Annotated in this window: 24 protein-coding genes, 2 pseudogenes and 1 other annotated feature; of the genes and pseudogenes, 1 reads left to right on the top strand and 25 read right to left on the bottom strand. The window is 41.8% G+C overall.

The genetic code is table 11. The annotated features are described in order from the left end of the window. Window positions 1-395: 395 nt before the first annotated feature. The 8 genes from ED605_RS03490 to ED605_RS03455 all read right to left on the bottom strand — a co-directional run bounded on the left by ED605_RS03490 (window position 396) and on the right by ED605_RS03455 (window position 9,453). Window positions 396-614 (bottom strand): hypothetical protein, encoded by a 219-nt coding sequence (locus ED605_RS03490; RefSeq protein ID WP_121977508.1) that lies wholly within the window; start codon window positions 612-614, stop codon window positions 396-398. A 196-nt stretch (window positions 615-810) separates the two neighbouring features. Then, on the bottom strand, window positions 811-1,728 hold the full coding sequence (gene rbsK, locus ED605_RS03485) for a ribokinase (protein WP_121977507.1): 918 nt from the start codon (window positions 1,726-1,728) through the stop codon (window positions 811-813). Window positions 1,729-1,954: 226 nt separating this feature from the next. Next, a complete protein-coding gene (gene rbsR / locus ED605_RS03480) occupies window positions 1,955-2,962 on the bottom strand; it encodes a ribose utilization transcriptional repressor RbsR (protein ID WP_121977506.1) in 1,008 nt (335 codons plus the stop codon). Window positions 2,963-3,374: 412 nt separating this feature from the next. Beyond that, a complete protein-coding gene (locus tag ED605_RS03475) occupies window positions 3,375-4,364 on the bottom strand; it encodes an aldo/keto reductase (protein ID WP_121977848.1) in 990 nt (329 codons plus the stop codon). Between the two features lie 32 nt (window positions 4,365-4,396). Further along, window positions 4,397-5,356, bottom strand: coding sequence for a ribose-phosphate diphosphokinase (locus ED605_RS03470; protein ID WP_121977505.1), 960 nt, complete (start codon window positions 5,354-5,356; stop codon window positions 4,397-4,399). 102 nt (window positions 5,357-5,458) lie between these two features. After that, entirely contained in the window at window positions 5,459-7,963 is a 2,505-nt protein-coding gene (gene recD2, locus ED605_RS03465) for an SF1B family DNA helicase RecD2 (RefSeq protein ID WP_191981335.1), read from the bottom strand. Window positions 7,964-8,022: 59 nt separating this feature from the next. Then, window positions 8,023-8,787, bottom strand: a complete 765-nt coding sequence (locus tag ED605_RS03460; RefSeq protein ID WP_121977504.1) for a tetratricopeptide repeat protein — start codon at window positions 8,785-8,787, stop codon at window positions 8,023-8,025. Window positions 8,788-8,796: 9 nt separating this feature from the next. Further along, on the bottom strand, window positions 8,797-9,453 hold the full coding sequence (locus ED605_RS03455) for a histidine phosphatase family protein (protein WP_121977503.1): 657 nt from the start codon (window positions 9,451-9,453) through the stop codon (window positions 8,797-8,799). 487 nt (window positions 9,454-9,940) lie between these two features. Between ED605_RS03455 and ED605_RS03450 the strand changes: the two genes are divergently transcribed. Continuing rightward, complete coding sequence (locus tag ED605_RS03450; RefSeq protein WP_121977502.1) at window positions 9,941-10,861, top strand: AEC family transporter; 921 nt, start codon at window positions 9,941-9,943, stop codon at window positions 10,859-10,861. A gap of 108 nt (window positions 10,862-10,969) precedes the next feature. Here ED605_RS03450 and mnmA read toward each other — a convergent pair whose 3' ends face one another. From mnmA to ED605_RS03360, 17 genes and pseudogenes are all read right to left on the bottom strand, one after another. Further along, entirely contained in the window at window positions 10,970-12,094 is a 1,125-nt protein-coding gene (gene mnmA / locus ED605_RS03445; protein ID WP_121977501.1) for a tRNA 2-thiouridine(34) synthase MnmA, read from the bottom strand. Between the two features lie 111 nt (window positions 12,095-12,205). Continuing rightward, window positions 12,206-13,282 (bottom strand): histidinol-phosphate transaminase, encoded by a 1,077-nt coding sequence (gene hisC, locus ED605_RS03440; RefSeq protein ID WP_121977500.1) that lies wholly within the window; start codon window positions 13,280-13,282, stop codon window positions 12,206-12,208. 27 nt (window positions 13,283-13,309) lie between these two features. Next, on the bottom strand, window positions 13,310-13,636 hold the full coding sequence (hisE, locus tag ED605_RS03435) for a phosphoribosyl-ATP diphosphatase (RefSeq protein ID WP_121977499.1): 327 nt from the start codon (window positions 13,634-13,636) through the stop codon (window positions 13,310-13,312). After that, a pseudogene (hisI, locus tag ED605_RS03430) lies at window positions 13,636-13,962 on the bottom strand (phosphoribosyl-AMP cyclohydrolase); the annotation flags it as partial. The gene hisE and the pseudogene hisI, both read right to left, overlap by 1 nt. Then, the gene (gene hisF, locus ED605_RS03425; protein WP_121977497.1) at window positions 13,959-14,717 is read right to left on the bottom strand and encodes an imidazole glycerol phosphate synthase subunit HisF; all 759 of its coding nucleotides are present in this window, start codon (window positions 14,715-14,717) and stop codon (window positions 13,959-13,961) included. The gene hisF and the pseudogene hisI, both read right to left, overlap by 4 nt. Next, the gene (gene hisA, locus ED605_RS03420; protein WP_121977496.1) at window positions 14,707-15,435 is read right to left on the bottom strand and encodes a 1-(5-phosphoribosyl)-5-[(5-phosphoribosylamino)methylideneamino]imidazole-4-carboxamide isomerase; all 729 of its coding nucleotides are present in this window, start codon (window positions 15,433-15,435) and stop codon (window positions 14,707-14,709) included. Before hisA ends, hisF begins: the two co-directional genes overlap by 11 nt. Beyond that, a pseudogene (hisH, locus tag ED605_RS03415) lies at window positions 15,413-16,038 on the bottom strand (imidazole glycerol phosphate synthase subunit HisH). Before hisH ends, hisA begins: the two are co-directional and overlap by 23 nt. Continuing rightward, complete coding sequence (gene hisB, locus ED605_RS03410) at window positions 16,039-16,623, bottom strand: imidazoleglycerol-phosphate dehydratase HisB (protein ID WP_121977495.1); 585 nt, start codon at window positions 16,621-16,623, stop codon at window positions 16,039-16,041. Then, window positions 16,620-17,279: an ATP phosphoribosyltransferase gene (gene hisG / locus ED605_RS03405; RefSeq protein ID WP_121977494.1), complete on the bottom strand. Its 660-nt coding sequence runs from the start codon at window positions 17,277-17,279 to the stop codon at window positions 16,620-16,622. Before hisG ends, hisB begins: the two co-directional genes overlap by 4 nt. 5 nt (window positions 17,280-17,284) lie before the next feature. Next, a complete protein-coding gene (locus ED605_RS03400; protein WP_121977493.1) occupies window positions 17,285-18,424 on the bottom strand; it encodes an ATP phosphoribosyltransferase regulatory subunit in 1,140 nt (379 codons plus the stop codon). Between the two features lie 120 nt (window positions 18,425-18,544). Then, window positions 18,545-18,807 (bottom strand) — a binding site (T-box leader). A 224-nt stretch (window positions 18,808-19,031) separates the two neighbouring features. Continuing rightward, window positions 19,032-19,865, bottom strand: coding sequence for a histidinol-phosphatase HisJ (hisJ, locus tag ED605_RS03390; RefSeq protein ID WP_121977491.1), 834 nt, complete (start codon window positions 19,863-19,865; stop codon window positions 19,032-19,034). Window positions 19,866-20,054: 189 nt separating this feature from the next. Beyond that, window positions 20,055-21,083 (bottom strand): branched-chain amino acid aminotransferase, encoded by a 1,029-nt coding sequence (locus tag ED605_RS03385; RefSeq protein ID WP_121977490.1) that lies wholly within the window; start codon window positions 21,081-21,083, stop codon window positions 20,055-20,057. A gap of 341 nt (window positions 21,084-21,424) precedes the next feature. Further along, window positions 21,425-21,769, bottom strand: coding sequence for a DUF1831 domain-containing protein (locus tag ED605_RS03380; RefSeq protein ID WP_121977489.1), 345 nt, complete (start codon window positions 21,767-21,769; stop codon window positions 21,425-21,427). Further along, the gene (locus ED605_RS03375) at window positions 21,769-22,932 is read right to left on the bottom strand and encodes a cysteine desulfurase family protein (RefSeq protein WP_121977488.1); all 1,164 of its coding nucleotides are present in this window, start codon (window positions 22,930-22,932) and stop codon (window positions 21,769-21,771) included. The genes ED605_RS03380 and ED605_RS03375 overlap by 1 nt, the downstream gene beginning before the upstream one ends. Window positions 22,933-22,937: 5 nt before the next feature. Next, complete coding sequence (locus tag ED605_RS03370) at window positions 22,938-23,639, bottom strand: 5'-methylthioadenosine/adenosylhomocysteine nucleosidase (protein ID WP_121977487.1); 702 nt, start codon at window positions 23,637-23,639, stop codon at window positions 22,938-22,940. An 84-nt stretch (window positions 23,640-23,723) separates the two neighbouring features. Next, window positions 23,724-24,014: a hypothetical protein gene (locus ED605_RS03365; protein WP_121977486.1), complete on the bottom strand. Its 291-nt coding sequence runs from the start codon at window positions 24,012-24,014 to the stop codon at window positions 23,724-23,726. Between the two features lie 12 nt (window positions 24,015-24,026). Further along, window positions 24,027-24,569: an NUDIX hydrolase gene (locus ED605_RS03360; protein WP_121977485.1), complete on the bottom strand. Its 543-nt coding sequence runs from the start codon at window positions 24,567-24,569 to the stop codon at window positions 24,027-24,029. Window positions 24,570-24,571: the final 2 nt, after the last annotated feature.

Genomic DNA, 24,571 nt, shown 5'->3' with positions numbered 1-24,571 from the left:
TGGTTCATACCGCCCGTCGCATTCAGTTAAAGTTAAGTGCGACCCACGTCTATCAAGCGGTTTTCCAGCGGATTCTCCTGAATATCCAGCAATTATAGGCAAAAGCAACTGAGCGTGGTCTAAAAAATTTAGGATTTTAAAGGGGCTTATTTGGCGTGCTTTCAGCAGCTGGATAAAGCCCCTAATCCCTCAAAATGTGACGGTTAGTGATCAGTTAAGTTTTGTCAGCGATCAAAAGTGCCTGAAAGGATAAAAAAATGGCCCTCAAAAGGACCAAATCAGGCAAATTTTAAAAGTAGAGATTATTCAGGTTTAAACTCATATGAAACTAAAAAGCACCGAGTTCTAATTAGAACCCAGTGCTTTTTAGTTTGGCTTTACGAGTAAGTCAACCGTTAATCCTCAGAAGCATCCATTGCTTCCAGAATCATATTCAATTGAACGCACTCCTCGTTGAGCTGATTCATTTCATTACCAAATTGTGGTTTAATCACAACGGTATCTTTATCTTCATTATTTTCGGAACGATTAACCTCAGCCTCTTTAGACTTCAGTTGATTTAACTTCGAAGCTGCTTTTTGATATTCTTTAAGAATTTCTAACTTATTACTCATAGCTATAAACCCCTTTGAACTTATAAAATGGTTTGATTAATTGAGACTGACTTCAATCATTCATCAGAAACGAATAAAGTCTTTAAATTAAATTCCTGCTAACGTCTGGTAATGTTAACAGATAAAAATCCGTAAATCAACACCTTTTCAAAAAACAGTTCGCCCACTTATAAGTGGCTAATCAAAATCATAAGTTTTATCCATATACTTTTTCAATCTCTTCAGTTGTCGGAATTGATGGTAGCGCACCCATCCGTTGAACCGTAATGGATGACGCCTGCTGTGCATAAACCAGTGCTGCGGCCACGTTAGCCAAATCTGGATTAATTTTTGAACTAAAGGCCCCAATAAAAGTATCGCCAGCCGCGGTGGTATCCTTAGCTTTAACTTTGAATGCCGGTACGAAGCCACTTGCCGTCGCCGTGTGATAATAAGCACCCCGATCGCCAACGGTGATAATGACGTTTTGAATTCCCATTGACGCAAACTGACTCGCATTTTGATCCATAGAAGCAGTATCCGTGACTGGAATCCCCGTCAAGGTTGCGCTCTCAGTTTCATTGGGCACGATTAAATCAGTCACTTCAGCCAAACCATCAATTAATTTAGCCGCCGGTGCTGGATTTAGAATTGTCATGGCCCCATGTTGCTTGGCAATTTTAAAAGCTGCCAAAGTAACTGCTTGAGGCGTCTCAAATTCTGAGATTAGAACATCAGCTGATCCAATAAGTGGTTCACTGTCAACTGCAACCGCCGTTGTCATAGCTTGATTAGCCCCGCCGTAAACCATGATACTGTTTTGACCGGCTTCATCAAGTAAAATGACTGCTGAACCAGTTCCCTGCTCAGTCGTGACTTTAACGTGGTCTGTGTTAATGTGATCCTGTTTTAAGGCCTTCATCATAAAGTCACCAGCGCTGTCACGACCCACTTGACCAATGAAACTGGTTTGGGCATGTGACCTAGCTGCCGCAACTGCTTGATTAGCACCCTTTCCACCTGCGGAATTAGTTTTGCTCTGAGCATTAATAGTTTCTCCCGGTTTTGGCATCTGGGCAATATGAAGCGTTGTATCAACGTTTAAGCTCCCGAGTACCACCACTTTATTTGTCATTGTTTCCAAATCCTCCCTTTAACGAATCCGACTGCATTAGCAACCCCACTGGCCGAAGTGATTATCCCATGCACCAGTTGGCCTGAACATGATTAATCAGAATTAGCATGACTTGATTACTTGATTAATCATCTCTAATTTTTATCAGTCACCAATTATTTTTAAGTAAAACCTTTCACTAAAGAGAATACCAGATTTAAAAAGCTTTTACAAATTTAATTAACGGTTAATTTAACGTTTTAACACTTTGCCGTTCAACTAAGCTAATTGGCAACGCTACTCGCTGAAAAGCGCGGTGGCGGTCCTGAATTCGTGCTAAAATCAGTCGAGCCGCACTAGCCCCCATTTCAAAGGAAGGCTGATGAATAGTTGTTAAGGTTGGTGTCACATACTCTGTTAAATCAATATCATCGTAACCAACAATCGAAATATCATCAGGGATTTTTAACCCAGCTTCGTGAATTCCCCGATACAAACCGATTGCAAGCTCATCGTTCAACGCAAAAATGGCCGTCGACTTCATCTTCAGCACTTGATCGGTCACATGATAACCACCAAGTTTGGTCAATTCCGTCTCAATAATCCGATCAGCGGAGATACTTAATTGGTGGCTTTTAAAGGTATCTAAAAAGCCGGCTAACCGTTGCTTTAAATTTAATGTTGGATGCTGATCCGTGACAACAGCCACTTTTTGATGCCCCTTCTGGATAAGGTAATTAGCCAAGATTTCGCCACCATGATAATTATTAACATCTACCTGGTCCCCCTCGGCAACTGGTGCCTGATCAGTTAATAAATAAGGAATCCCATTTTGATTTAAAATATTATCAATATAGCTGACGTCCGAGATTGCAGAAGCGATTATCATGCCGTCTGCAGCCCGTCTAATCGATTCAAATAGATAATAGCTTTCCAGCTTTTGATTGTTGTTAGAACCGAAAATAAGCGGGATGTACCCATTCTCCATCGCAACTGACTCAATACCACGTAAAAAGTGACTGAAAAAAGGGTTGTTAATGTTGGGTACCAACACTCCGATCGTCCGACCACTTCGCCGAATCAAACTCTGAGCATTAAAATCAGGCACGTAACCCATTTCTTTTTGTAACTGATGAATCTTTTTGACAGTTTTGTCACTAAATCGATCGTCTTTACCGTTTAAAATTTGCGAAACGGTTGTAACGGAAACATTAGCCCGTCTAGCTAAATCCGTAATGGTTACTTTTTTTGTCATAATTAATCTCCATTCAAGGCATAATCTTATCCAGATAAGTATATCATGATTGGTTGCAGCAATTATAGTGCTTCACTAAAATTCAAGCGGCAGGCAAACAAAAAGCGGAATGTGGCTGGGACATAAGTCGAAAAATGGTCGCAAATCAAAGAGATCCCGTGTAATCAGCACGATAAATTGTTGATTACACGGGATTTTTATTTTCAAATGTAGGTCAAAATTTTGAGTGACACCTTTATGTCCCAGTCTCATTCCGAATTGATTAACTTCAACTTCTAACTGTTATCCAAAACAACCCCAACTTCCAAATTATTTAAACAACTTATCCAGCCGTCACTTATCTTGGAAGTTGTTCGTTTTTTAGACAAGCACTTTGACCTTTAAACTAAATTGTCATTCAGATCGAGTGCCCTTATTCTTTAACGATTTTATCAATTTCAGCAAGCTCATCGGCTGTAAAGTCAAGATTGTTCAATGCTTTCAAGTTATCTTCCAAATGGTTAATTTTGGAAGCCCCCGTTACAACACTGGCAACGGTTTTGTCATGAAGCAACCAGGCTAATGACATTTGAGCCAAACTCTGACCCCGATTCTGTGCTAATTGATTCAATTCGTTTAATTTTTTAACCAATTCAGCCTTTCCATGCTTGATGACAAATTGGTTACTCCAGTGAACTTTGACATCATCACTCATGCCACCAAGATATTTATCGGTTAACAAACCTTCTGCTAAGGGGCCATAAGCAATTAGTGCCTTATTCTCATCCTTTAGTGTCTTTAAAAGGCCATCGTCTTCAACTTCCCGATTCAGCAAGTTATAAGATGCCTGGTTAACAACAAACGGTGTATGCAATTCTTTAAAGTATTGGCTAATCTCTTTAGTTTGAGCAGCGTTGTAGTTGGAAATGCCAATATAGAGTGCTTTACCGGCACGAACGAGGCCATCTAATGCATTTGCAGTCTCTTCCAAGTTGGTATTTGGGTCAAACCGGTGACTATAGTAAATATCAACGTAATCCAAACCCATTCGCTTTAAACTGCCATCCAACGCATTAACCAACGTTTTTTTAGATGAAAAGTTGCCATAAGGCCCCGGCCACATATTAAAACCAGCCTTGGTTGTGATTACCAACTCATCTCGATAAGGCTTTAAATTGGCACGATAAACTTCGCCAAAGAGTCTTTCTGCGGCTCCAGACCCCGGCCCGTAATTATAAGCAAGATCAAAGCTGAAAATGCCATCATCGAATGCCTTCAAAATGACTTTTTCACTATCACCATAATTGGCTTTATCACCAAAACTATGCCACATTCCAAACGACAAAGCAGGTACTTGAAGTCCAGAATCTCCTGCCCGTCTTACAACCGCATGATCATAACGTCCTTCATTTGCTTTGTACATATACATGATTCAATCCACCTTTACTAAAGAGTTTACCTACCAAACAATTTCCCGACGGATTGCTGATTATGAATCAACGTAATCGCCTCACCAAATAGTTCGCCAACCGAGACGACCTCTAGTTTTTCAAACTGATCAGCCTTGGCAATATTAATTGAATCCGTCACAATGACTCTTTCAATTGCCGATTGTTGAAGGCGTTCCTGAGCATTCCCTGAAAAAACAGCGTGAGTCGCAACGGCGTAAACATTGGTTGCTCCTGCTTTTTTCAAGGTTTCTGCTGCAATGGTTAACTTGAAAGCCGTGTCAATCATATCGTCTACAATAATGGCAATTTTTCCCTTCACATTACCAATCACCGATTCAGGAACGGTTGTAGCATCCTCGGGGGACCGATTGTCAATAATGGCAATTGGTGCATCCAAAAGTTCAGCAAACTTTCTTGCCCGCGAAACACCAGTATGATCAGGTGACACAATCACACAATTTTCAGCATGATGCTTGTTTGCAAAATAGGTTGCTAATAACGTATTTGCTCTCAAGTGATCCACCGGAATATTAAAGAACCCCTGGATTTGATCCGCGTGTAAATCAAGCGTGACAACTCGATCAACGCCATCCATTTCCAAAAACGAAGCAACTAATTTCGCGGTGATCGGCTCTCGAGAACGCGCCTTACGATCCGCACGTGAATAACCATAATAAGGCACCACGACGTTGATTGATTTGGCACTTGCCCGTCGAACTGCATCCACCATAATCAGTAGTTCCATCAAATTTGAGTTAACCGGATCGGAAACTGACTGAATAATATAAACCTCATCACCGCGGATACTCTCATCAACACTTATTTTTATTTCGTCATCACTAAATTTTTCAACAGTGGCATCGCTAAGGGGAATGCCAACTGCTCGACTAATCGCCTCAGACAAGGGACGATTTGAGTTTAAAGAAAATAATTTAACCTTAGGATGTGATTTCAATTCAGCCATGTTACCCTCCAAGTATTCTTGTTTAATTAAATATTAACATAATTATGGTGTCTCTATACAGTGAATCGTCAAGAAAAGTGGCAGTCACTTCAATGAGTTATCTTATTTTTGACCATGAATTGACTTTGAAGAAGCGCCAGTCTTCTCAAATTGATCGGGGGTGACACCAGCCATTCCGATCATTGGATCAATCGTTTCTTGACGAATCATTTGAGCTGTCAGTCGATAAGATTTCCGTTCGGTTGTGGTAACCGTTGAGGTGGCTTCATTATCAGTCGCTTCACCCTCATCAGCCGCCGTTTCCGACATTGATGAATCCGTTTCAACGCCAATAACATCAACCAATCGTTGAACCAAGCTGGTTTTTCGATTAACTGAAAGACTGCGAACGCATTGTTCAAATGCCTGCTTTTCACCCAGCATAATTAAGAAATCACTAGCCCGGGTCACTGCAGTATAAAGCAGGTTACGCTGCAGCATTCGTGAGTATTGGTGAACGATCGGCAGAATCACCATCGGAAATTCGCTTCCTTGAGCCTTATGAATCGAAGTACAATAAGCCAGCGTGAACTGAACCCATTCATTTTTTTCATAGGCCACTTCGGTTTCATCAAAAGCAATAATAATTTTAGTTGGAATGCTCTGATTATCAGGTGTCTCCATTCCAACAATCTCGCCGAGATCACCATTAAAAACGTTTTTTTCAGGGTTATTCACCAACTGAAGCACCTTATCATGAAGTCGATACGTGTGCCCTCTAATGGTGACCGATTTGCCAGAAGAATTGGCCTGCCAGACTTCTTGTAAAACATTATTCAACCGGTCAATGCCTGCAGCCCCTCGATACATCGGCGCCAGTACCTGGACATCCATTAAGTTAAATTCTTTATCTTTAGCTCGCTGAACAACCTGTTTAATGACCGATGGAATTTGCCATTCATTACAAGAAATAAATGACCGATCCGGCTGATTTTGATCGAAGTCGGGCGATAACTTGCCTGCATGAATATCATGTGCCAGTTGAACAATGGACGAACCCTTTCCCTGACGATGAATGTTATTTAAGTACATCGCCGGCAATTGCTTGGAAACCAACAGATCATGAAAAACCTGTCCAGGACCAACTGAAGGCAATTGATCCTGATCCCCAACAAACACAATCTGCATCTGATTGGGGACGGCTCTCATAAGAGAACGAAACAGAAAGGTATCCACCATTGACATCTCATCGATAATCAATAATTTCCCTTCAATCTCCTTAGGCGATGTATAATCAGCTGATTCCTGACCATTAAGGCCCAGCAAGCGATGAATTGTACTGGCTGGCAATCCCGTTGAATCAGCCATATGTTTGGCAGCTCGGCCGGTTGGTGCTGCTAAAACAATTGGAAACGGCTTATCTTTGTAGTCATTAATGTCCAATGAATAGTCGTGCAGCCGGGCATACGTGTTAACAATACCGTTAATAATCGTCGTTTTTCCAGTGCCGGGACCACCGGTTAAAATGAAGACCGGTGATTTCATTGCCTTTAAAATAGCATCAGACTGTGATTGATCATAATGAATCCCAAATTGGGTCTCGACCTTGCCAATCTGCTGTGAAATGGCCTCATCGGAAAAATCTGTTTCGTCTTCATCTTCGCTTTTAATGACTCGACCAAGATGTTTAGCAATTTGAACTTCAGCCCTATAAACATAGCCCAGATAAATCCGATCGTCCTCACCAACAATTTTTCGTTCTTTGGCTAACTGGATTAAAGACTCACCAAGTTTCTCACCACTAATCGGTTCTTCAACATTATTATCAAGCAACTCACCTGCTGTGCTGAGCAAGTCAGCCGTTGTCGTGTAAGTATCACCGTGTTCAAAACAGATCTCCTGAATGGCGTAAAGCAGCCCTGCCCGAATTCGTTCGGTAGAAGTCGCAGTCAGGCCCACTCGCAGTGCAATGGCATCTGCCCGTTTAAAACTGATTCCTCGAATATCCTCAACCAATTGGTAAGGATTTTTAGAAATGATTTCAACCGCTTCATCATGGTACTTATCGTAAATTGCCGAAGCAACCTTACTTGAAAAGCCAAAGGAATTAAGCGTCACAATTGTTTTTTCCAACGCGTCATCAACATTAAGATTTTCCAAAATCGCGTTTCGCTGTTTTTGTGTAATCTGTACCTGATCCAAAAGCCGACCATCTTCATTAATGCGTTGAATGGCATCTTCGCCTAAAGCATCAACTACCCGTTGAGCTGTCTGCTTCCCAACCCCTGGGAATTGATCGCTAGAAAGATATTTAATAACCCCTTCCCGGTTCGTCGCGATCAAAGATGAATAATTAGTCGCTTGGAATTGTTTGCCATAGCGGGGATGATCGACTATTTTTCCAACAAAATGATAACTGTTTTCTTCGACGACGTCACCAAAGTTACCTGTTACGACAATCTCGCTTTCAGGCCAATTAAGGTCTGTCCCAGTGATTTCAATCAGTAAAACCTTATAAAAGCTGTCATTACTGGAAAAGAAAATGGCTTTTAACCGGCCGTTAACATATTTAGTTTGATTTGCATTATCTTGGGGTTCAAACAATCCCATTGCTTGGTCCACAATCATTCTCCTCACAAGACGATTCAAAAATTCGCTAAACTAATCAAAATTAATTCGGTGTCCACCTAATCATTCTGACGATGATCGTGATTGGCTTTCTTTGAACCATTTAATTGAACAAATTTTTCAATATCTTTTAATTTCTTTTGACCCTTATCGAAGTACGCGGAATCATACTGCTTGGCCTTTTTAAAATAAGCTTCAAAATCTTCACCGTTAACCATTGCCACCAGCCCACGGTTAAAGTTGGCTTTACCATTTTGGGGCTCTACCTTTAAAACCAGATCATAAAATTCAGCAGCTTGAGAAAAGTTACCAAGTGCCAAAAGATTATCACCAATCATCTGATTGACGGCCGGATCTTTGCGTCGGGTACTCTGAGCGGACAGTGCAAAAACCATTGCCCGCTTATTATCTCCTTTGGCCATATAGCTTTGTGCAAGCATCATATAAGCTTCCGACTGAAGCTTTTGATCATCAATTTCCTGAAATATTTTGATAGCCTTATCATACTCTTGAGCAGCATAATAAACGTTTCCCAAACCAAATCTCAGCGTATCCTTAACATCTTTTGAAGCCCGATCAAAAATTCCCAGCGCTTTCATCAATAACTCTTCAGCCTGTTCATAATCCTTACCTTCAACCAGCAAAGTGGCTAAATCGTAATAATGGTGATAATCATTTGGTTCGGCATCAATTTTTGATACTAATTGATGAATTAGCCGGCCGGCCTTCTTTTCTTCAGCTTCCCGCTTCTTAGTATACTTACGTTGGTTTTCCTGATTCTTTTTTTGCAATTTCTTAATTTTATCCGGAGTATTCTTTTTCATTTTGATCACCTAAACCAAATCAGTTTCATCCAATTTCTTATTTAAATAACTGGTATCATTCCATTTAATAAGTGAAAACGATTGACCGGCATCCCGACTTTCTAAAATCGTCGTGCTGGTATTAGCTAACCCACCACGTTTTCGCAAATCGGCAAGTGGTGTTCCAAGTAAATAATTGATTTCCGCGTTTAAAGCAGCCCCGTGACTGACGATCATCACATTTTTATCCGGATTATTTTTAACAATTCGAGTGATCGCTGGCGTCATTCGATTAATCACGTCGGAAAAGCTTTCACCACCAATTTTTGCCGGATCATACAAATCAGGGTGATTCCTAAAGTTTTCAAATTCTTGCGGATACTGTTTTTCAACGGTTGCAAACTTCATACCTTCCATTTTACCCAGATTAAATTCTTCCAGTCTGGATAAGAGCGAAATAGTGGGATGGCTTTTTAAGTGTTGGCCGATAATTTCAGCGGTAATTCTGGCTCGTTTAATCGGACTGGCGTAAATATGCTGAAAGGGCACATCACGCAAATGGGCAGCTAAAAGGGCCATCTCATGATAGCTTTCAGAAAGTAAGGGTGAATCTCCACCAGCCCCTTGGTAGCGGCTTTCAAGATTCCATTCGGTTTTCCCGTGGCGTATAAAATACAATCGTGTCAAAAGCCATTCCTCCCATTATGTTAATCACTCACCTATTATGACAGGATTGAGCCGGAATTTCAAAAAAACAGTGAGCGAAACAAAGCGGTTAGACTCCGGAGTGTAAGGCGTCAATCTGAAGAATCCTGATTTTGGATTTTTCAGATTGATCCCTTACATGCAGGAGTCTGCTTTGAGGAGCTGTCCTAATAACAGTGAGCGAAGCCCAGCGGTTAATCTACGGAGACTAAGGCGTCGAATGGTGAAAAGCCTGGTTTTGGCATTTTGCCATTCGATCCCTTAGGTGCAGTAGATTGCTGGGAGTAGCTGTCCTAATAACAGTGAGCGGAGCCCAACGCTTAGCACCCGAAATATAAGGAGTCGAGTAGGGAAATCCCGCTTCTGGATTTTTCTACTCGATCCCTGCTTCAAATCCAATTCGCCAAGTGGTAAGCTTGTTTCATATTCAGCTTTTTAACAATAGAGAGCATTTAGGGGGAATTTCGTGATGTTACAAACACTTTTGTTTGCGCTGATTCCAATTATTGTCACCATTGGAATCGGCTACTTTGCCGCTTACCGTCGTGATTTTGACGACCATGATAGTCAGCAATTTGTTAAATTGGTTATGAATTACGCATTACCATTCAGTGTCTTTGCAGGCATCTGGGCAACACCCAGAAAAATTATTATTGCCGATATTCCCTTAGCAGGGTGGCTACTGGCTGGAATGGTCGGCTGTTACATTATCTTGATAATTGCTTATCGATTTGGGTTTCGATTGCCGCTAGACCTTGCATCACTGCGGGCACTTTCAGTCGCTGACCCGTCCGTCCCATTTATTGGTTCAGCTATTTTACCGTTACTGTTCGGTAACCAGGTCAGTGCCATCACAATTGGTCTCTGCACGTTAATTATCAATATTTTACTGTTACCGGCAGTCTTTGCCTCCCTTGCCGAGGAAGGTGAAGTGACTTCGCTAAGTGAGCGCTTAATCAGTACCTTCAAGAAACCGTTGGTCATCAGCGCCATATTGGGCTTTATCATTGCATTGGCCGGTTGGCAGATGCCGGCAGAACTGGAAAACACATTTATGGTCCTTGGTAAAATAGCCGGCGGCCTGGCCCTCTTTTCAATTGGAATTGTTCTTTTTACCAGGCGGATTACCGTCAACATGCCAATTGTCATCACCGTTTTTGCAAAAAATGTCGTTTTCCCGTGCATTATTTGGCTCATCATGTTGGCAACTCAAGCACCTGCTGAGATCATCAACATCGTCGTTTTAACCCTAGCGATTCCGACGGCCACGATGCCAACAACCTTGGCCATCCAATTTAAAATTAACGAATCTGAAATTGCTTCGATTCAATTTTGGAGTACAGTGTGTTCATTTGTTACCATGCCAATCTTTATGTGGCTAATCGGTTAAGCTCTTAAACTATTTTTCATAAAAAAGCGATCCAGTCATCAACTGACCAGATCGTTTTTTTAGATATCCATTATAGGTCTACCATGACAGTTAATCACCATGCCAAATCTAAACGTATTGTAATTCCTTAGACTGCTTATAAGCTGCGTCAATGATTGCAGAGCCTAGACATTCGTCACCATCGTAAAAGACAACTGCCTGACCAGGCGTAATGGCTCGAACAGGTGTATCAAAGTCCACCCGAACTTTCTGCCCATCATCACTTAAATGAACCGTTACACCGGTATCCTTTTGCCGGTAACGGAACTTGGCTGTGCAATGAAAGCTCTGACCACGGTCCAAATTATTGACCCAGTGCATATCTGAAGCTTCCAAGTAATCTGCATAAAGTAACTCGTTATGATATCCCTTACCAACGTAAAGAATATTTTTCTTTAAATCTTTTCCGACAACAAACCATGGTTGATTATCAACTCCATCGCCGCCAATTCCAAGACCACGCCGTTGACCAATAGTGTAATACATTAACCCATCGTGTTGGCCTTTAATTTGACCATCAACGGTCATCATTTTGCCGGGGGTTGCCGGTAAGTAATGTCCTAAGAACTGTTTGAAGTTTTTCTCACCAATAAAGCAGATCCCAACCGAATCTTTTTTATCGGCAGTTGCCAAGCCGGCTTTTCGAGCAATTTCGCGAACTTCCGGTTTAACCAGATGACCGATTGGGAACATGACTCGATCCAGTTGCTCTGCTGATAACTGACTCAAAAAATAAGTTTGATCCTTATTACCATCGGTTGCCCGCAAGAGATGATTGTGTCCCTCGGCATCGCGTGTTAATTGAGCATAATGCCCGGTTGCAATGTAGTCGGCACCCAATTCCAAAGCATAATCCAAAAAGGCTTTAAATTTAATTTCCTTATTACAGATAACGTCCGGGTCAGGAGTCCTGCCCTTTTTGTACTCATCCAAGAAGTACGTAAAGACTCGATCCCAGTACTCTTTTTCAAAATTAACCGAATAGTAAGGGATGCCGATTTTATTGGCTACTTTAGCAACGTCTTTGTAATCTTCGGTTGCCGTGCAGACGCCATTCTCATCAGTATCATCCCAATTTTTCATGAAAACGCCAATCACATCGTAGCCCTGTTGTTTGAGCAAATAGGCGACCACCGAAGAATCGACACCGCCGCTCATGCCAACAACCACTCGAGTTTGACTGTTGTCTTGCATAAAACCACCATCATTTCAATTAGATTCTGGAGAATCCACGAGTGAAGGTCGTAATTTCCAGTAAAACTTATATTAACGCATTCCAAGGTAAAATGCCACCGAGGCAGTTAATCATCTTGTCGTTAAATAGTCGGCCATCAATTTCTGAACGGCTGAGTTGTCCTCAGGCTTGCCAATTGAAATTCTTAGCCACCCGGCTTTCAAACCATTACGAACCAAGTAACCATTCCTCAGTAAGTAGTCGTGAAGCCCGTCCGCATTATCCACTTTAAAGAAAATAAAATTAGCTGCTGATTCATAAAATGGTAATTTTTGTTTAGTTAAAAAGTGCTGCCATTTAGTTCGCTCTTCAACGACCGTTTTAACAACCCGCTTAACAAATTCCGTATCTTGAAAGGCGGCAGTGGCAGCCACTTCAGCAAACGTACTCAGATTATACGGCAATCTGGCAGCCTGTAAATAATTCATTAATGGAGGGTTGCAAATCGCATAGCCGACCCGAAAATTGGCCAAGCCATAAGCCTTTGAAAAAGTTCTTAAAACGACCAAATTATCAAACTGTTTGGTTAATTGAATCACTGAAGCATGTCGATCATCGACAAAGTCAATATAGGCTTCATCAACGATCACCGTGACATCTTTTGGCACATCTTCTAGAAATGATTGAATTGTTTTGGGTCCAAGAAATGTGCCTGTCGGATTATTGGGGTTACACAACCAAATCATCTTAGTTTGATGTGTTAATTGTTTTTTAATGGCGGCTAGATTTAAATAACCGGCATCATCTAATGAAACCCGTTTTATCTTGGCCCCCTCAATTTGAGAGTGGAGTTGGTATTCAGAAAAGGTTAAATCCGGTTCGATAACTTCATCCCCAGGCTCAAGAATCACCCGGCACAACAACTCAATCACTTCATCCAACCCATTACCAAACAATAAATGAGTGGCATCAATGCCAAATCTCACGGAAATACTCTGCCGAAGTTTTTCAGCATTACTATCCGGATACAGGTTGGCGTCGGCGAAATGCCATTTTTCCAATGCTTTAGCTACTTCTGAAGAAGTTCCAAAAGCATTTTCATTCGCTGAAAGTCGGATTAATCGCTTGAGACCATACTGTGCTTTCAGGTCATCCAAAGTCTGTTCTGGGATGTAAGGGTTTAAGTGCTTGACTGATTCTTTTACCATAACGGGCCTCCAATTTTCAATTAATTTTTACCAGTTCTGAATGTCTTTGCGATCATGAATCCTACTTTGCCGACCTTCACGACTAGCCAATTCTTCTTTGATTTGGGTTGGTGTGATTCCGCGTTCTGCCATCAGAACTTCCACGTGATAAGCTAAGTCGGCAACTTCTAAAATGAAATCCGGATCCGAATCATTCTTTGCCGCTACGATCACTTCGGTCGCTTCTTCCCCGACCTTTTTTAAAATTTTGTCCAATCCCTTCGTAAATAAATAATCCGTGTAGGAGCCCTTCTCAGGGTGGTTTTTCCTTTCCAGTACCAATTGATATAATTCATCTAAATTTTGTTCAGCCATTATTTTTCCTCCTCTAAGACAGTTCGATAAAAGCAACTTGTGTGACCGGTATGACATGCCGGACCGGCTGGCACCACTCGCATCAATAAAGTATCTTCATCACAATCAATTGCTATTGAAACGATTTTTTGAGTGTTACCACTCGTCTCACCTTTGTGCCAAAGTTCTTGACGACTACGAGACCAAAACCACGTCTGGCGGGTTTTCAAACTCCGATGATAACTTTCTTCATTAACATAAGCCATCATCAAGACCTGGTTGGTTTGATCATCAACAACGATTGTCGGCACCAAGTTATCAGGATATTTAGCAAAATCAGGTTTTAACGTACGATCACCCCATCATCTCTTAATTGTTGTTTGACATCACTAATGGTAAGTTCCCCAAAATGAAAGACTGAGGCCGCTAATGCACCATCAACGTCTGCTTCATCAAAAACTTCAGAGAAGTCACTTAAACGGCCGCAACCTCCAGACGCAATCACCGGCACATCTACGGCAGCGGTCAGTTTTTGATAAAGCTCAATATCATAACCGCTTTTAGTTCCGTCTTTATCCATACTGGTGACCAATAATTCACCGGCACCGCGGTCAACCCCCTGCTTAGCCCACTGAATTGCATCCAGCTTGGTTGCCTGCCTGCCGCCATTGACGTAAACCTGATAAGATCCCGTTTGGGGATTGAATTTCGCATCAATTGCTAATACAATACACTGACTGCCAAATTTTTCAGCTCCCTGGGTAATCAACTTCGGATTTCTGACAGCTGCCGAATTAACCGCTGTTTTGTCTGCCCCTGCTCTTAGTAACGCCATCATATCGGCAACATTGTTAATCCCACCGCCAACTGTTAGCGGCATAAATACTTGGCTGGCCACCTTTTCAATGGTATCAACGATCGCCTTTCGCTTTTCGTTGGTCGCCGTAATGTCTAAAAAAACCAGTTCATCGGCCCCTTGCTTTTGATAGGCCGCTGCGATTTCTGTTGGATCACCAACGTCCTGCAGGTTAACAAAGTTGACACCTTTCTTAACCCGGCCATGATCAACATCCAAACATGGAATAATTCGTTTAGCCAGCATTCCGACTCACCTCCGCTAACGTTGCCAATGATAAATCACCAGTCGCCATTGCTCGACCAATAATGGCGGCCCGAATACCTGAATCAGATAATTCATTTAAATCAGCAACGTTTCGAATGCCACCTGATGCAATAATGGTGGCGGTCTTAAATTGAGTTTGAAGCCGGCTTAGTTGATCAACGTTGGGGCCACTCATGGTCCCATCTCGAGAAATATCAGTGACGATAAATGTCTCAACGCCAAACGCAATCATTGATGCCATTAACTCCGACATTTTAACGGTACTTTGTTCAAGCCAGCCGGAAACTGCCACCAGGCCGGCTTTCCCATCAATGCCGACAACAATTTGATCCGTGCCGAATTGGCGAATGGCTGATTGAACCAGCTTAGGATCGTTTAACGCTGCAGAACCTAAAATAACTCGACTAACGCCCGACGTGAGATAAGCGTTGATTTGAGACAACGAGCGAATGCCACCACCAACTTCGACGGATAAATGCGTCTGCTCACAAATTTGCTGAATGACGGAACGGTTAACCGGCCGACCGGTTTTAGCACCGTCCAGATCAACCAAGTGTAAGTGGGTCAATCCTGCTTTTTCAATTGCCAACGCTTGGTTGACAGGTGATTCACTAATTAAGGTCGTTTGGTTAAAATCACCCTGATACAGTCGAACACTTTCTTGATTTTTTAAATCAATTGCGGGAATAATCTGCATTTTCAACCATCTCCTTGAATTGTGTTAATCCAGCTAATCCAACCTGACCACTTTTTTCAGGATGAAACTGCATCCCGATGATGTTATTTTGACGAACAATACTTGGTAGTTGAATGCCATAATCAACAGTTGCTAAAACATTTTTCGGTGGCGTTTGTACATAGTATGAATGAACAAAGTAACTGAATTGGCGGTTAAAGGGAGTTGCAATCGGATCAGATTGTGTCATTTGGTTTTGATCCCATCCCATATGTGGCACCTTAACCCCTAAATCTGTTGGAATCGGAACCACCTGTCCTTTAATTAACGATAAGCCTGGGTGTTGCCAAACTCCAAACTCCGGTCAAACAACAACTGCATCCCCAAGCAAATCCCAAGAATCGGTGTTCCCTTTTTGGCTACCTGCCGGATGACAGGAATGAGTTGCCGTTGATTCAACGCATCAATCGCTTTTTTAAAAGCACCAACCCCGGGTAAAATAACGCCATCTGCCTGAATAATTTCTTGGGGGTTCGCACTGAGCTCGTTTTCAACACCTAAAAAATCCAAAGCTTTTTTAACGTTGCGGGTATTGCCAGTATCATAATCAATGACGACAATCATTTAAATGACCCCCTTGGTTGAAGGAATTCCTTTAATTTCCGGGTTCAATGTCACAGCTGCTCTGAGGGCTCTACCCAATGCCTTGAACAAGGTTTCAATTTTATGATGAGTGTTTCGACCATAGAGCACTTCCGCATGCAGATTCAAATCGGCATTAAATGCGAACGCTTGGAAGAAATCTTCAGTAACCTCGGTATCGTAACCACCTAAATGGTCGTTGGCAAATTCTGCTTTAAAGACCAGGTAGGCCCGCCCTGATAGGTCAATTACAACGCGACTGAGGGTTTCATCTAATGGAATCAGGGCTGAACCAAATCGTTCAATACCAGCCTTATCACCCAACGCTTCTTTTAACGCCAGGCCAAGGGCAATCCCAACATCTTCCGTCGTGTGATGTGGGTCAACGTCCAAATCACCTTTAGCTTTGACAATCAAACCAAATCGGCCATGCTTGGCAAAAGCCGTCAGCATATGATTAAAGAAGCCGATCCCTGTATCAACTTGAATGGTTGAATAATCATCCAAGTTTAAAGTTAATTCAATTTGGGTTTCATTAGTTTTTCTAGAAATCGTTGCGGTTCTCATTTTGTCCACTCCTTAACATTTGATTGAGCTGCCTTTTGATCAGCTGCCTGTAAATTTGTAATTAACGTTTTGATTTGGGATCGATATTGCCGAAGGGCTAACCGGTTAACGACTAATTTAGTATTAACCGGCTGCAGCCTTGCGTAAACCTTCAAATGATTTTCTCTTAACGTATTTCCCGTTTCCACAATATCAACAATTGCATCAGCCAAGCCAGTCAACGGTGCCAACTCAACCGATCCTTCAATTTTGATAATTTCAACATCTTCACCAATTCCGTCAAAGTATCGTTTAGTAATGTTTGGATACTTGGTGGCAATGATCTTACGACGTTGTTGCTGAGGGTCAAAGTCGGCTGTTGATGCCAATACAAATCTGCATTTGCCAACGCTTAAATTTAACATTGCGTATTGAAAGTTGACTTGTTCATCCAAAATATCACTACCGACAATGCCCACCTGAACTGTCCCGTTATTTAAGTAAGTTAGTACGTCTGGGGCTTTAACCAAAATAAATTCATAGCGCGGATCATCATCGAAGATTAATTTGCGGCCTTTGTTTCTTAAGCCCTGACAATCAATCCCACTGGCTTCCAGTAATGGTCGTACCTGTTGTTCCGTTCGACCCTTTGTCAGCGCGATTTTAATTGGTTCCATAACATTTACCTGCTTTCCGTTAAATCTAGTAGCACACTATTACTGTTATCGGCTAGTTGTTTGGCTGCCGCTAATGACTGTGAAAGACAAAGTGTTGAGTTGGGGATTTCTTTAAGCTTTTTTTCTGCCAGCTGCCACTGCTCACTGTCAAAATAAATTAACGTCGTTTGCTGGTTAACTGGCCAGTCAGCTCGTTCAACCAGCGCATCAACGTCAAATGCCACCCCGACAGCCGAGACTTTAACTTTTTGAAAATTCGTTAATAGTTCATCGTAACGACCGCCACTGAATAGGTAGTCGGCAGATTTCCCGGTAAACCCCCGAAACGCCATGCCGGTGTAATAGGATTGTGGCGAACGAATGCTCAAATCCAACGTTACTTGATAGTTTGGAAATTGCCGATTGATGAATGTTTTAGTCGCAATCAGGTCCTGAATAATTGATTCCAATTCGGTTGCTCTTGGTAAGGTTTCAACCACTCGAATCACTTGATTGAAATTGCCAAATAACCAAGGCCATTCAGACAAAAACTTTTCAAAGGGTGTGCCAACTAAAGGTGACCATAGGCTTTGATACCGACTGAGATCTTTATCAAACAGCGCCTGCTTAAGGCTGGCCTTGGTCGGCTCTGGTAAATCAAGTTGTTTAATCACCGTATCAACGAATTTAGCCTCGCTAAGTTCCACAGTAACGTCTTTCAGCTGCAGTTGTTGGCAACCACTTAAAGCAACTTGCAAACACTCCCAATCGGCTTTAAGGCCCTTATAACCAATAATTTCAATGCCTGCCTGCGTCGTTTGGTTATAACTACCTGATAGCCGTTTTTTAATTCGGAAGACATCCCCGCTGTAATACCATTTAACAGGTAAATCCACACCAGTCGTACTCATTACCCGGGCAACGGGCAAGGTCAGATCCGGCCGTAAAACCAGCCTTTCCCCCTGTTCATCTAAAAACTGATAAGGTCGATAGTTATCCGTACTCAGCGGTTCAAAAACATCCGAATATTCTAAAGCCGGCGTCGTCAATTTTTGAAAGCCCCGATTTTTAAAGAGTGTCAGCAACTTCATTTGAATCGTTTCTTTAATTTCTGCCTGACTACCAAATTCGTCCCTTGTGCCATTTGGTAAATTTTTATTTTTCATGATCATGCCACCCCTTTAGAAAATTTCATTTTAATTAGCCCACAGTTATTTCATTCAATCATTTTGGGAAAATAAACATCATTAAGCTGAAAAAAACGCCCCCGAAAACTGTTTTCAGCTTTCGAGGACGAATTTTAATCGCGGTTCCACCCCAATTTGCACCTACCTCACGATAGAGTGCCTTACGTTGCCAACAACTAGTCGGCGGATAAAAATCCGATAACAGTTGCGGCAACCCTGATAACGCTAAACCTGCGAATTGATCTACTTGATTCAACCAATTAGTTCATAGATGTGTTTTCACCGGTGAAAATGACTTCATCTCAGCCACGAAGCTCTCTTTACACTAACGACCGGTTACTTCTTCTAATCAAAACTTTATTTTGTTATTTATCTTTAATTTACAGAAAATAATATCACGTTTGGAAAAAAAGTCAAGTGAGCGAAGCCAAATGATTAGCATCTGGAATATAAGGCGTCGATTGGGGAAATCCTGGGCTTGGATTTTTCCAATCGATCCCTTATATGGAATGATGCTGTTTGGCGTAGCTGTCCTAAATCAGTGAGCGCAGCCAAACGATTAGCATCTGAGAATTAAAAACGGTCACTAAAGAAATTCAGCCAACCCGTGATATCCTCGGCCAATGTCGGCAACCCCATGGGCGTCACTGCCATAAACAAGTGGAATGCCCATTTGTTTAGCCTTCTCAGCCAGTTTAAAGTTGGGATAGGGTTGATTACAATCCGGTTTGTAAAGTCCGGCAGCGTTGAAATCAAGCTGCTTTCCCCGATCCTTAATCAGCTCAAGAAGCGACTCAAGTAATTTTTGATTACGAAGATTATAGTTTGGATCCAGTTGAAAATGATCCTGAAATTTTCGAATTAGCGTGATGTGACCAATGCGATTCGGCGCATAGGGTCCTAAATCACTCAAGACGGCCTGCTTAATGAGATTAAAGTATTTAGCAAATAACATCTGGGCATCGGGGGTTTCAGACAATAAGCCGAGTTGAAAATCTCCCGGCGTATCGTCAACGCACCAATATTTTTCGTCTTTGCCCTTCATAAAATGAACCGAAAGGATATTATCGTCGGTTTGAGGGCCATATTCATTTAGAAACTCACGGGTCCAGGCAACATCATCTGCTAAAAAATCTACCTCAAACCCAATTTTAATTTCAATTTGATCAGCGTACTTCTTTTTCATCAAATTAGCTTTTTTAAAATAAGCTGCCAGATCGTTCATTGCCATAGAAGCTTCCGTTAACCCAGTTACCTGACCGGCATACCGATCACTAAAAGCGGGCGGTAGTGGTGCATGCTCTGTAATACTGTAACTCTTAAATCCAAGTTGAATGGCTTTTTGAATCATTAATTCAACATCGTCGCCACTACCATGTGGGCAGAATTCCGTGTGTGTGTGACCATCACGTTTTAGCATTTCATCATCCCTTTTCTTTAAGAAGCCCAAGTTCTCAACTTTTTTAAGCAAGGGCAATTTCTGTCAGTTTAATCAATTGACGTTACCTTGTCAATTTGGTTCATTAGTTGTTATCCCTTATCTAAAAAGAGCCGTCTCGACTATTCGAAACGACTCTTCAAAAGGGCTTAGTTTAGACAAATCATGTCTTTAAAGTTCAACCGGAACAACCCAACCATACTTGTCCTCAACGTCACCTTCCTGAATACCAAATAACGTATCATAAAGTTTTTGAGTAACGGGACCAGCTTCAGTTTCACTGTAGAAGACGTGTTTCTTGTCTTTGTAGGTTAATGACCCAACTGGTGAGATAACAGCAGCGGTCCCCATGGCACCTGCTTCAACCAAGTTATCCAAATTATCAATAGCAATTCGGGTCTCTTGTGGATTCAATCCCTGATCTTTGGCAATTTGAAGAATTGACTTCTTGGTAATTGACGGCAAAATGGAATCGGATTTTGGTGTCAGTAATTGACCATCTTTAGTCACACCATAGAAGTTGGCACCACCAAATTCATCAATGTATTTGTGTTCACGAGGATCCAAATACAGGCAATCCGCAAACCCGGCCTTTTTAGCTAAAATGGATGGCAATAAACTGCTTGCGTAATTTCCGGCAGTTTTTGCCTGACCAGTTCCGGCACCGGCTGCCCGATCATAGTCACTTACGACATAGGGCATCGGATTTAATCCCTTAATGTAAGCACCAACTGGTGTGGCATAAATGTGGAAAGTGTATTCGGTTGCAGGCGAAACACCGACCACCGGTGTCGTACCAACCATAAACGGCCGAATATAAAGCGAGCCACCGGAACCATAAGGTGGTACAAATTCCTGGTTGGCTTTAACAACGGCTTTAACCGCTTCAACGAACTTATCCTTTGGGTACTGTTCCATCACCAAACGTTTAGCTGAATTAGCCATTCTTTCGGCGTTCATGTCCGGTCTGAAAAGGTTAATGCCACCATCTTTTCGACGATAAGCTTTTAATCCTTCAAAAACTTCCTGGCCATAATGTAAGTCTTCAGCAGCTTCAGAAAATGTAAGCGTTGAATCGGTTGTTAACCCACCGTTCTGCCATTTACCATCCTTAAATTCCTCGTTGTAACTGTATGGTAAATCTCGATATGTAAAGCCTAAGTTTGACCAATCAAGGTCGTTAACGTCTTGTTTTGCCATTATACAGAAACCTCCCTAGTTTAAAATTAAGTTACGATAATAAACAACGCGTTTTTGAAAATGATATTCTAAACGGATTAAAATAACCCTCACTTTATTTAGAACCGCATCATTTAAAAAACTATTTTTGATTGGTTTATCATTGTATCTTAATTAGTATCTAATTTATCGCTTTTGAAATGCGCTGTCAATACATATTTTTGTTTATCAGCATCATCACCCAATCATTGATGACAGTTTCGCTCTAAGAAATTCTAAAAGAATTGGTCATTTGGCATTAAAAAAAGGCTAAAACGGTTATCTAAGCCATTTCAGCCCTTCTTCGGTAATATTTAAAACAATTAATCCTGTCGTTTCAAAACTTCTCGATTAATTAAATTATTAATTAAAAAATTCAGTTGTTCAACACTTGACTGAGTTTCCGGATTTTTAAAAATGTTGACTTTTTGCAAGCCGTTTCCCGTTGTAACCGACATTCGAAAGCCATCCAAGCCCTTGGCAACCATCATTTTAAATTTATACCCAGTGCCATAAGGTGAATTAGGATCTAACGAACGATCCAACGAGTAGTTACCAGCCTTGGTAATCGTAAAGCCCAAATCTTTGAGCGTATACTTCTTGATTGCCGGGCTCAATTCATAGGTATGCGAATCACCAGTCAATTTAACGGCCGTTGAAAATGCCATTATTGTTTCACCCCTTTACGCTTAAGTCGATCAACCGTTTTAGTAATTGCCTCGACTAATTTATCCAAGTCCTGATACGTATTGTATCGGCCAAAACTGATGCGAATTGATTCACTAATTCGAGGACTTTGCTCCCCGTACATCGCTACTAAAACATGGGAGGGTTCAATACTACCAGCGGTGCAAGCCGAGCCACCTGAAACAGCAATGCCAGCCAGATCAAGGTTAGTTTGCATCACATAAGTTGAAATCCCTTTTAGCCAAATGTTAAACACATGGTTTAAGTTATTCGGTGAAATTTGGCCGTTTACTTCGAAATCAATGCCGTTTTCAGTTAACTTATCCGAAATATAGTTTTTAAATTTTAAATATTTAGCCTGACGACGGGCTTTTTCATCACTGGTAATGGTCTCAACAGCCCGGGCAAAGCCTGCGATTGCTGGGACATTTTCGGTGCCTGCCCGGCGTTTGGTCTCTTGATCCCCGCCCTTGATCAAACTTGGAAAGTTGACGCCGGTCCGACGATAGAGAAAACCAATCATCTTAGGGCCATTAATTTTATGGGCTGAGGTTGACAGCATGTCAATATGATCACGTTGAACATCAACATCCAATAACCCATAGGCTTGAACTGCATCCGTATGGAACCAGGCCTGATGATCCTTTAAAATATCACCAATTTCATGAATTGGCATGACCGAGCCAACTTCATTATTACCAGTCATAATTGAAACTAAAATCGTGTCATCGTCTAAAGCTGCCTTAAAATCATCCAGAGAGATATTTCCATACTGGTCAACGGGAAGATAGGTCACCCGAAATCCCAGTTTCTCCAACGCTTTCATCGGCTTTAAAACGGCCTCGTGCTCAATGGCCGTGGTAATAATGTGTTTACCAAGTGATTGACGAGCAAAAGCCGTTTGCATGATGGCCGTATTATCACTTTCCGACCCGCCACTGGTAAAGACAATTTCATCTGGATCCGCATTAATCGATTTAGCAATCACTTCCCGGGCACTTTCCATGACTTGTTTGGCTTGGCGACCCAATCCATAAAGTGTCGACGCATTGCCATAAACGTGCTTATATTTATCCATCAATTCGGCATAAACTTCATCCGAAACTCTGGTTGTTGCTGCATTATCTAAATAAATCTCTTCCAAGAATTTCACTTCCTTGCTGCTTCATTCTTAAATAGATCAATTAACATTTGACCGGATTTTTTACCGGCCACCACAATAAACTGGTCAAAACTTAATTCAGCTTCTTCATCACCAACATCAGACATCGCCCGAATAACCACGTACGGAATCTGATTTTGATAAGCTACCTGGCCAACGGCAGCCCCTTCCATTTCCGAACACAATGCATCCGGGAAATCGGCTTTGATTTGCTGAATACGATTCGTATCAGCAATAAACTGATCGCCGGAAACAATCAACCCAAAATGGACGTCGACACCGCTGTCCCGAGCCGCTTTGGCAATCGCATCTTCCAATGTCTTAGAAGCTGGGAAGCGGGCCGGAAAGCCTGGAAGCTGGCCCATCTGATAGTTTGATGCCGTCACATCGACGTCATGATAAGCCGTTTCGGTTGAGATCACAAGGTCACCGATTGATAGGCCCTCACCGATCCCCCCAGCCGAGCCGGAATTAATCACCGCATCCACATGGAATTCATTAATCAGTGTTGCGGTGGTGATGCCGGCTTGGACCTTGCCAATGCCTGATTTAACTAAAACAACTTCCTGATTATGAATTTGGCCACTAAAAAAGGTCGTGTGGCCATAATTTCGACTTGTTTCGTTTGTCAGTGCTTCTTTTAAAATTGCAAGTTCTTCATCCATTGCACATATGACGCCATATTTCATCTCAAATTTACCCCTTAAAGTTAGTCATTATTAACCATCAGCATTCCTTTATTTGGTCTTTTTTTAACCACCAAACGCCCGTCACTAATTAACAAAAAATAAAATCAAATAAACAATGACAATTAGCCCAATTAAAATGCCAATTGTCCAGTTCAAGCGTCGATTGGTTCGATGCCAGCGGGGTGTTTTAAAACCATCAGCAACGATCGTCTCAGGTTCCTCATCTGGCGTTTCCCGGTGAGCTCGAGCATATGCCCGTTCAACTTCAACCCGCTTTTTATCACGTTGTTTAAAATCAGCATCTTCTTGGTGCTTGAGCTTTCGATACTGCTCTCGCGTCAATGACTTAGAAGCACGCTTTTCATCATTACTCACTTAAACGATCACCTACTTTTGCATGAGTTGCCAATGTTGAATAGCCATAATTGTCTTAGCGTCTTTAATTTCACCGCTTTTAACCATCGAAACGGCCTCGTCTAATGTCTTTTCAATAATTTGCAAAAACTCCCCTTTATCTCTCGGTAATTTGTTCGTTACCGGCTCTAAACCGGTTGCTAGATAAAGTTGCATATACTCATCCGAAAAGCCAACGGACGAATAGAAACCAAAAAGTTCTTCAACGTGCTCTGGAACATATCGAATTTCTTCATTCAATTCGCGAATCACCGCATGTTTAAAATTTGAATCACGTTGATCGACTTTTCCTGCCGGAATTTCAATAGTAACGGCTTTTGCCGGCGCTCGCCACTGTTTTTCCAAAATTATTTTTTGATCACTTGTAATCGCCAAAACCCCAACGGCACCAGAATGGTGAACGATTTCCCGAAAAGCTGTTTGACCATCGGGAAGCCTGACCGTTTGCTTTTCAACGTTAATAATTGCCCCATCATAAATTTGACGGGAATCAGTCACGTGTTCTTTAAAATTCACAG

It is taken from the genome of Lentilactobacillus raoultii, from assembly GCF_900411375.1.
Lineage (GTDB): Bacteria > Bacillota > Bacilli > Lactobacillales > Lactobacillaceae > Lentilactobacillus > Lentilactobacillus raoultii.
Note: the sequence above shows the minus strand (reverse complement) of the source record. Positions and strands in the feature narration are given on the sequence as shown.

What these genes read in the sequence shown, in the direction of transcription:
- ED605_RS03490 (WP_121977508.1), bottom strand. Translation starts at nt 614, where the DNA reads ATGAGTAATAAGTTAGAAATTCTTAAAGAATATCAAAAAGCAGCTTCG.
- rbsK (WP_121977507.1), bottom strand. Translation starts at nt 1,728, where the DNA reads ATGACAAATAAAGTGGTGGTACTCGGGAGCTTAAACGTTGATACAACG.
- rbsR (WP_121977506.1), bottom strand. Translation starts at nt 2,962, where the DNA reads ATGACAAAAAAAGTAACCATTACGGATTTAGCTAGACGGGCTAATGTT.
- ED605_RS03475 (WP_121977848.1), bottom strand. Translation starts at nt 4,364, where the DNA reads ATGTACAAAGCAAATGAAGGACGTTATGATCATGCGGTTGTAAGACGG.
- ED605_RS03470 (WP_121977505.1), bottom strand. Translation starts at nt 5,356, where the DNA reads ATGGCTGAATTGAAATCACATCCTAAGGTTAAATTATTTTCTTTAAAC.
- recD2 (WP_191981335.1), bottom strand. Translation starts at nt 7,963, where the DNA reads ATGATTGTGGACCAAGCAATGGGATTGTTTGAACCCCAAGATAATGCA.
- ED605_RS03460 (WP_121977504.1), bottom strand. Translation starts at nt 8,787, where the DNA reads ATGAAAAAGAATACTCCGGATAAAATTAAGAAATTGCAAAAAAAGAAT.
- ED605_RS03450 (WP_121977502.1), top strand. Translation starts at nt 9,941, where the DNA reads ATGTTACAAACACTTTTGTTTGCGCTGATTCCAATTATTGTCACCATT.
- mnmA (WP_121977501.1), bottom strand. Translation starts at nt 12,094, where the DNA reads ATGCAAGACAACAGTCAAACTCGAGTGGTTGTTGGCATGAGCGGCGGT.
- hisC (WP_121977500.1), bottom strand. Translation starts at nt 13,282, where the DNA reads ATGGTAAAAGAATCAGTCAAGCACTTAAACCCTTACATCCCAGAACAG.
- hisE (WP_121977499.1), bottom strand. Translation starts at nt 13,636, where the DNA reads ATGGCTGAACAAAATTTAGATGAATTATATCAATTGGTACTGGAAAGG.
- hisF (WP_121977497.1), bottom strand. Translation starts at nt 14,717, where the DNA reads ATGCTGGCTAAACGAATTATTCCATGTTTGGATGTTGATCATGGCCGG.
- hisA (WP_121977496.1), bottom strand. Translation starts at nt 15,435, where the DNA reads ATGCAGATTATTCCCGCAATTGATTTAAAAAATCAAGAAAGTGTTCGA.
- hisB (WP_121977495.1), bottom strand. Translation starts at nt 16,623, where the DNA reads ATGAGAACCGCAACGATTTCTAGAAAAACTAATGAAACCCAAATTGAA.
- hisG (WP_121977494.1), bottom strand. Translation starts at nt 17,279, where the DNA reads ATGGAACCAATTAAAATCGCGCTGACAAAGGGTCGAACGGAACAACAG.
- ED605_RS03400 (WP_121977493.1), bottom strand. Translation starts at nt 18,424, where the DNA reads ATGAAAAATAAAAATTTACCAAATGGCACAAGGGACGAATTTGGTAGT.
- hisJ (WP_121977491.1), bottom strand. Translation starts at nt 19,865, where the DNA reads ATGCTAAAACGTGATGGTCACACACACACGGAATTCTGCCCACATGGT.
- ED605_RS03385 (WP_121977490.1), bottom strand. Translation starts at nt 21,083, where the DNA reads ATGGCAAAACAAGACGTTAACGACCTTGATTGGTCAAACTTAGGCTTT.
- ED605_RS03380 (WP_121977489.1), bottom strand. Translation starts at nt 21,769, where the DNA reads ATGGCATTTTCAACGGCCGTTAAATTGACTGGTGATTCGCATACCTAT.
- ED605_RS03370 (WP_121977487.1), bottom strand. Translation starts at nt 23,639, where the DNA reads ATGAAATATGGCGTCATATGTGCAATGGATGAAGAACTTGCAATTTTA.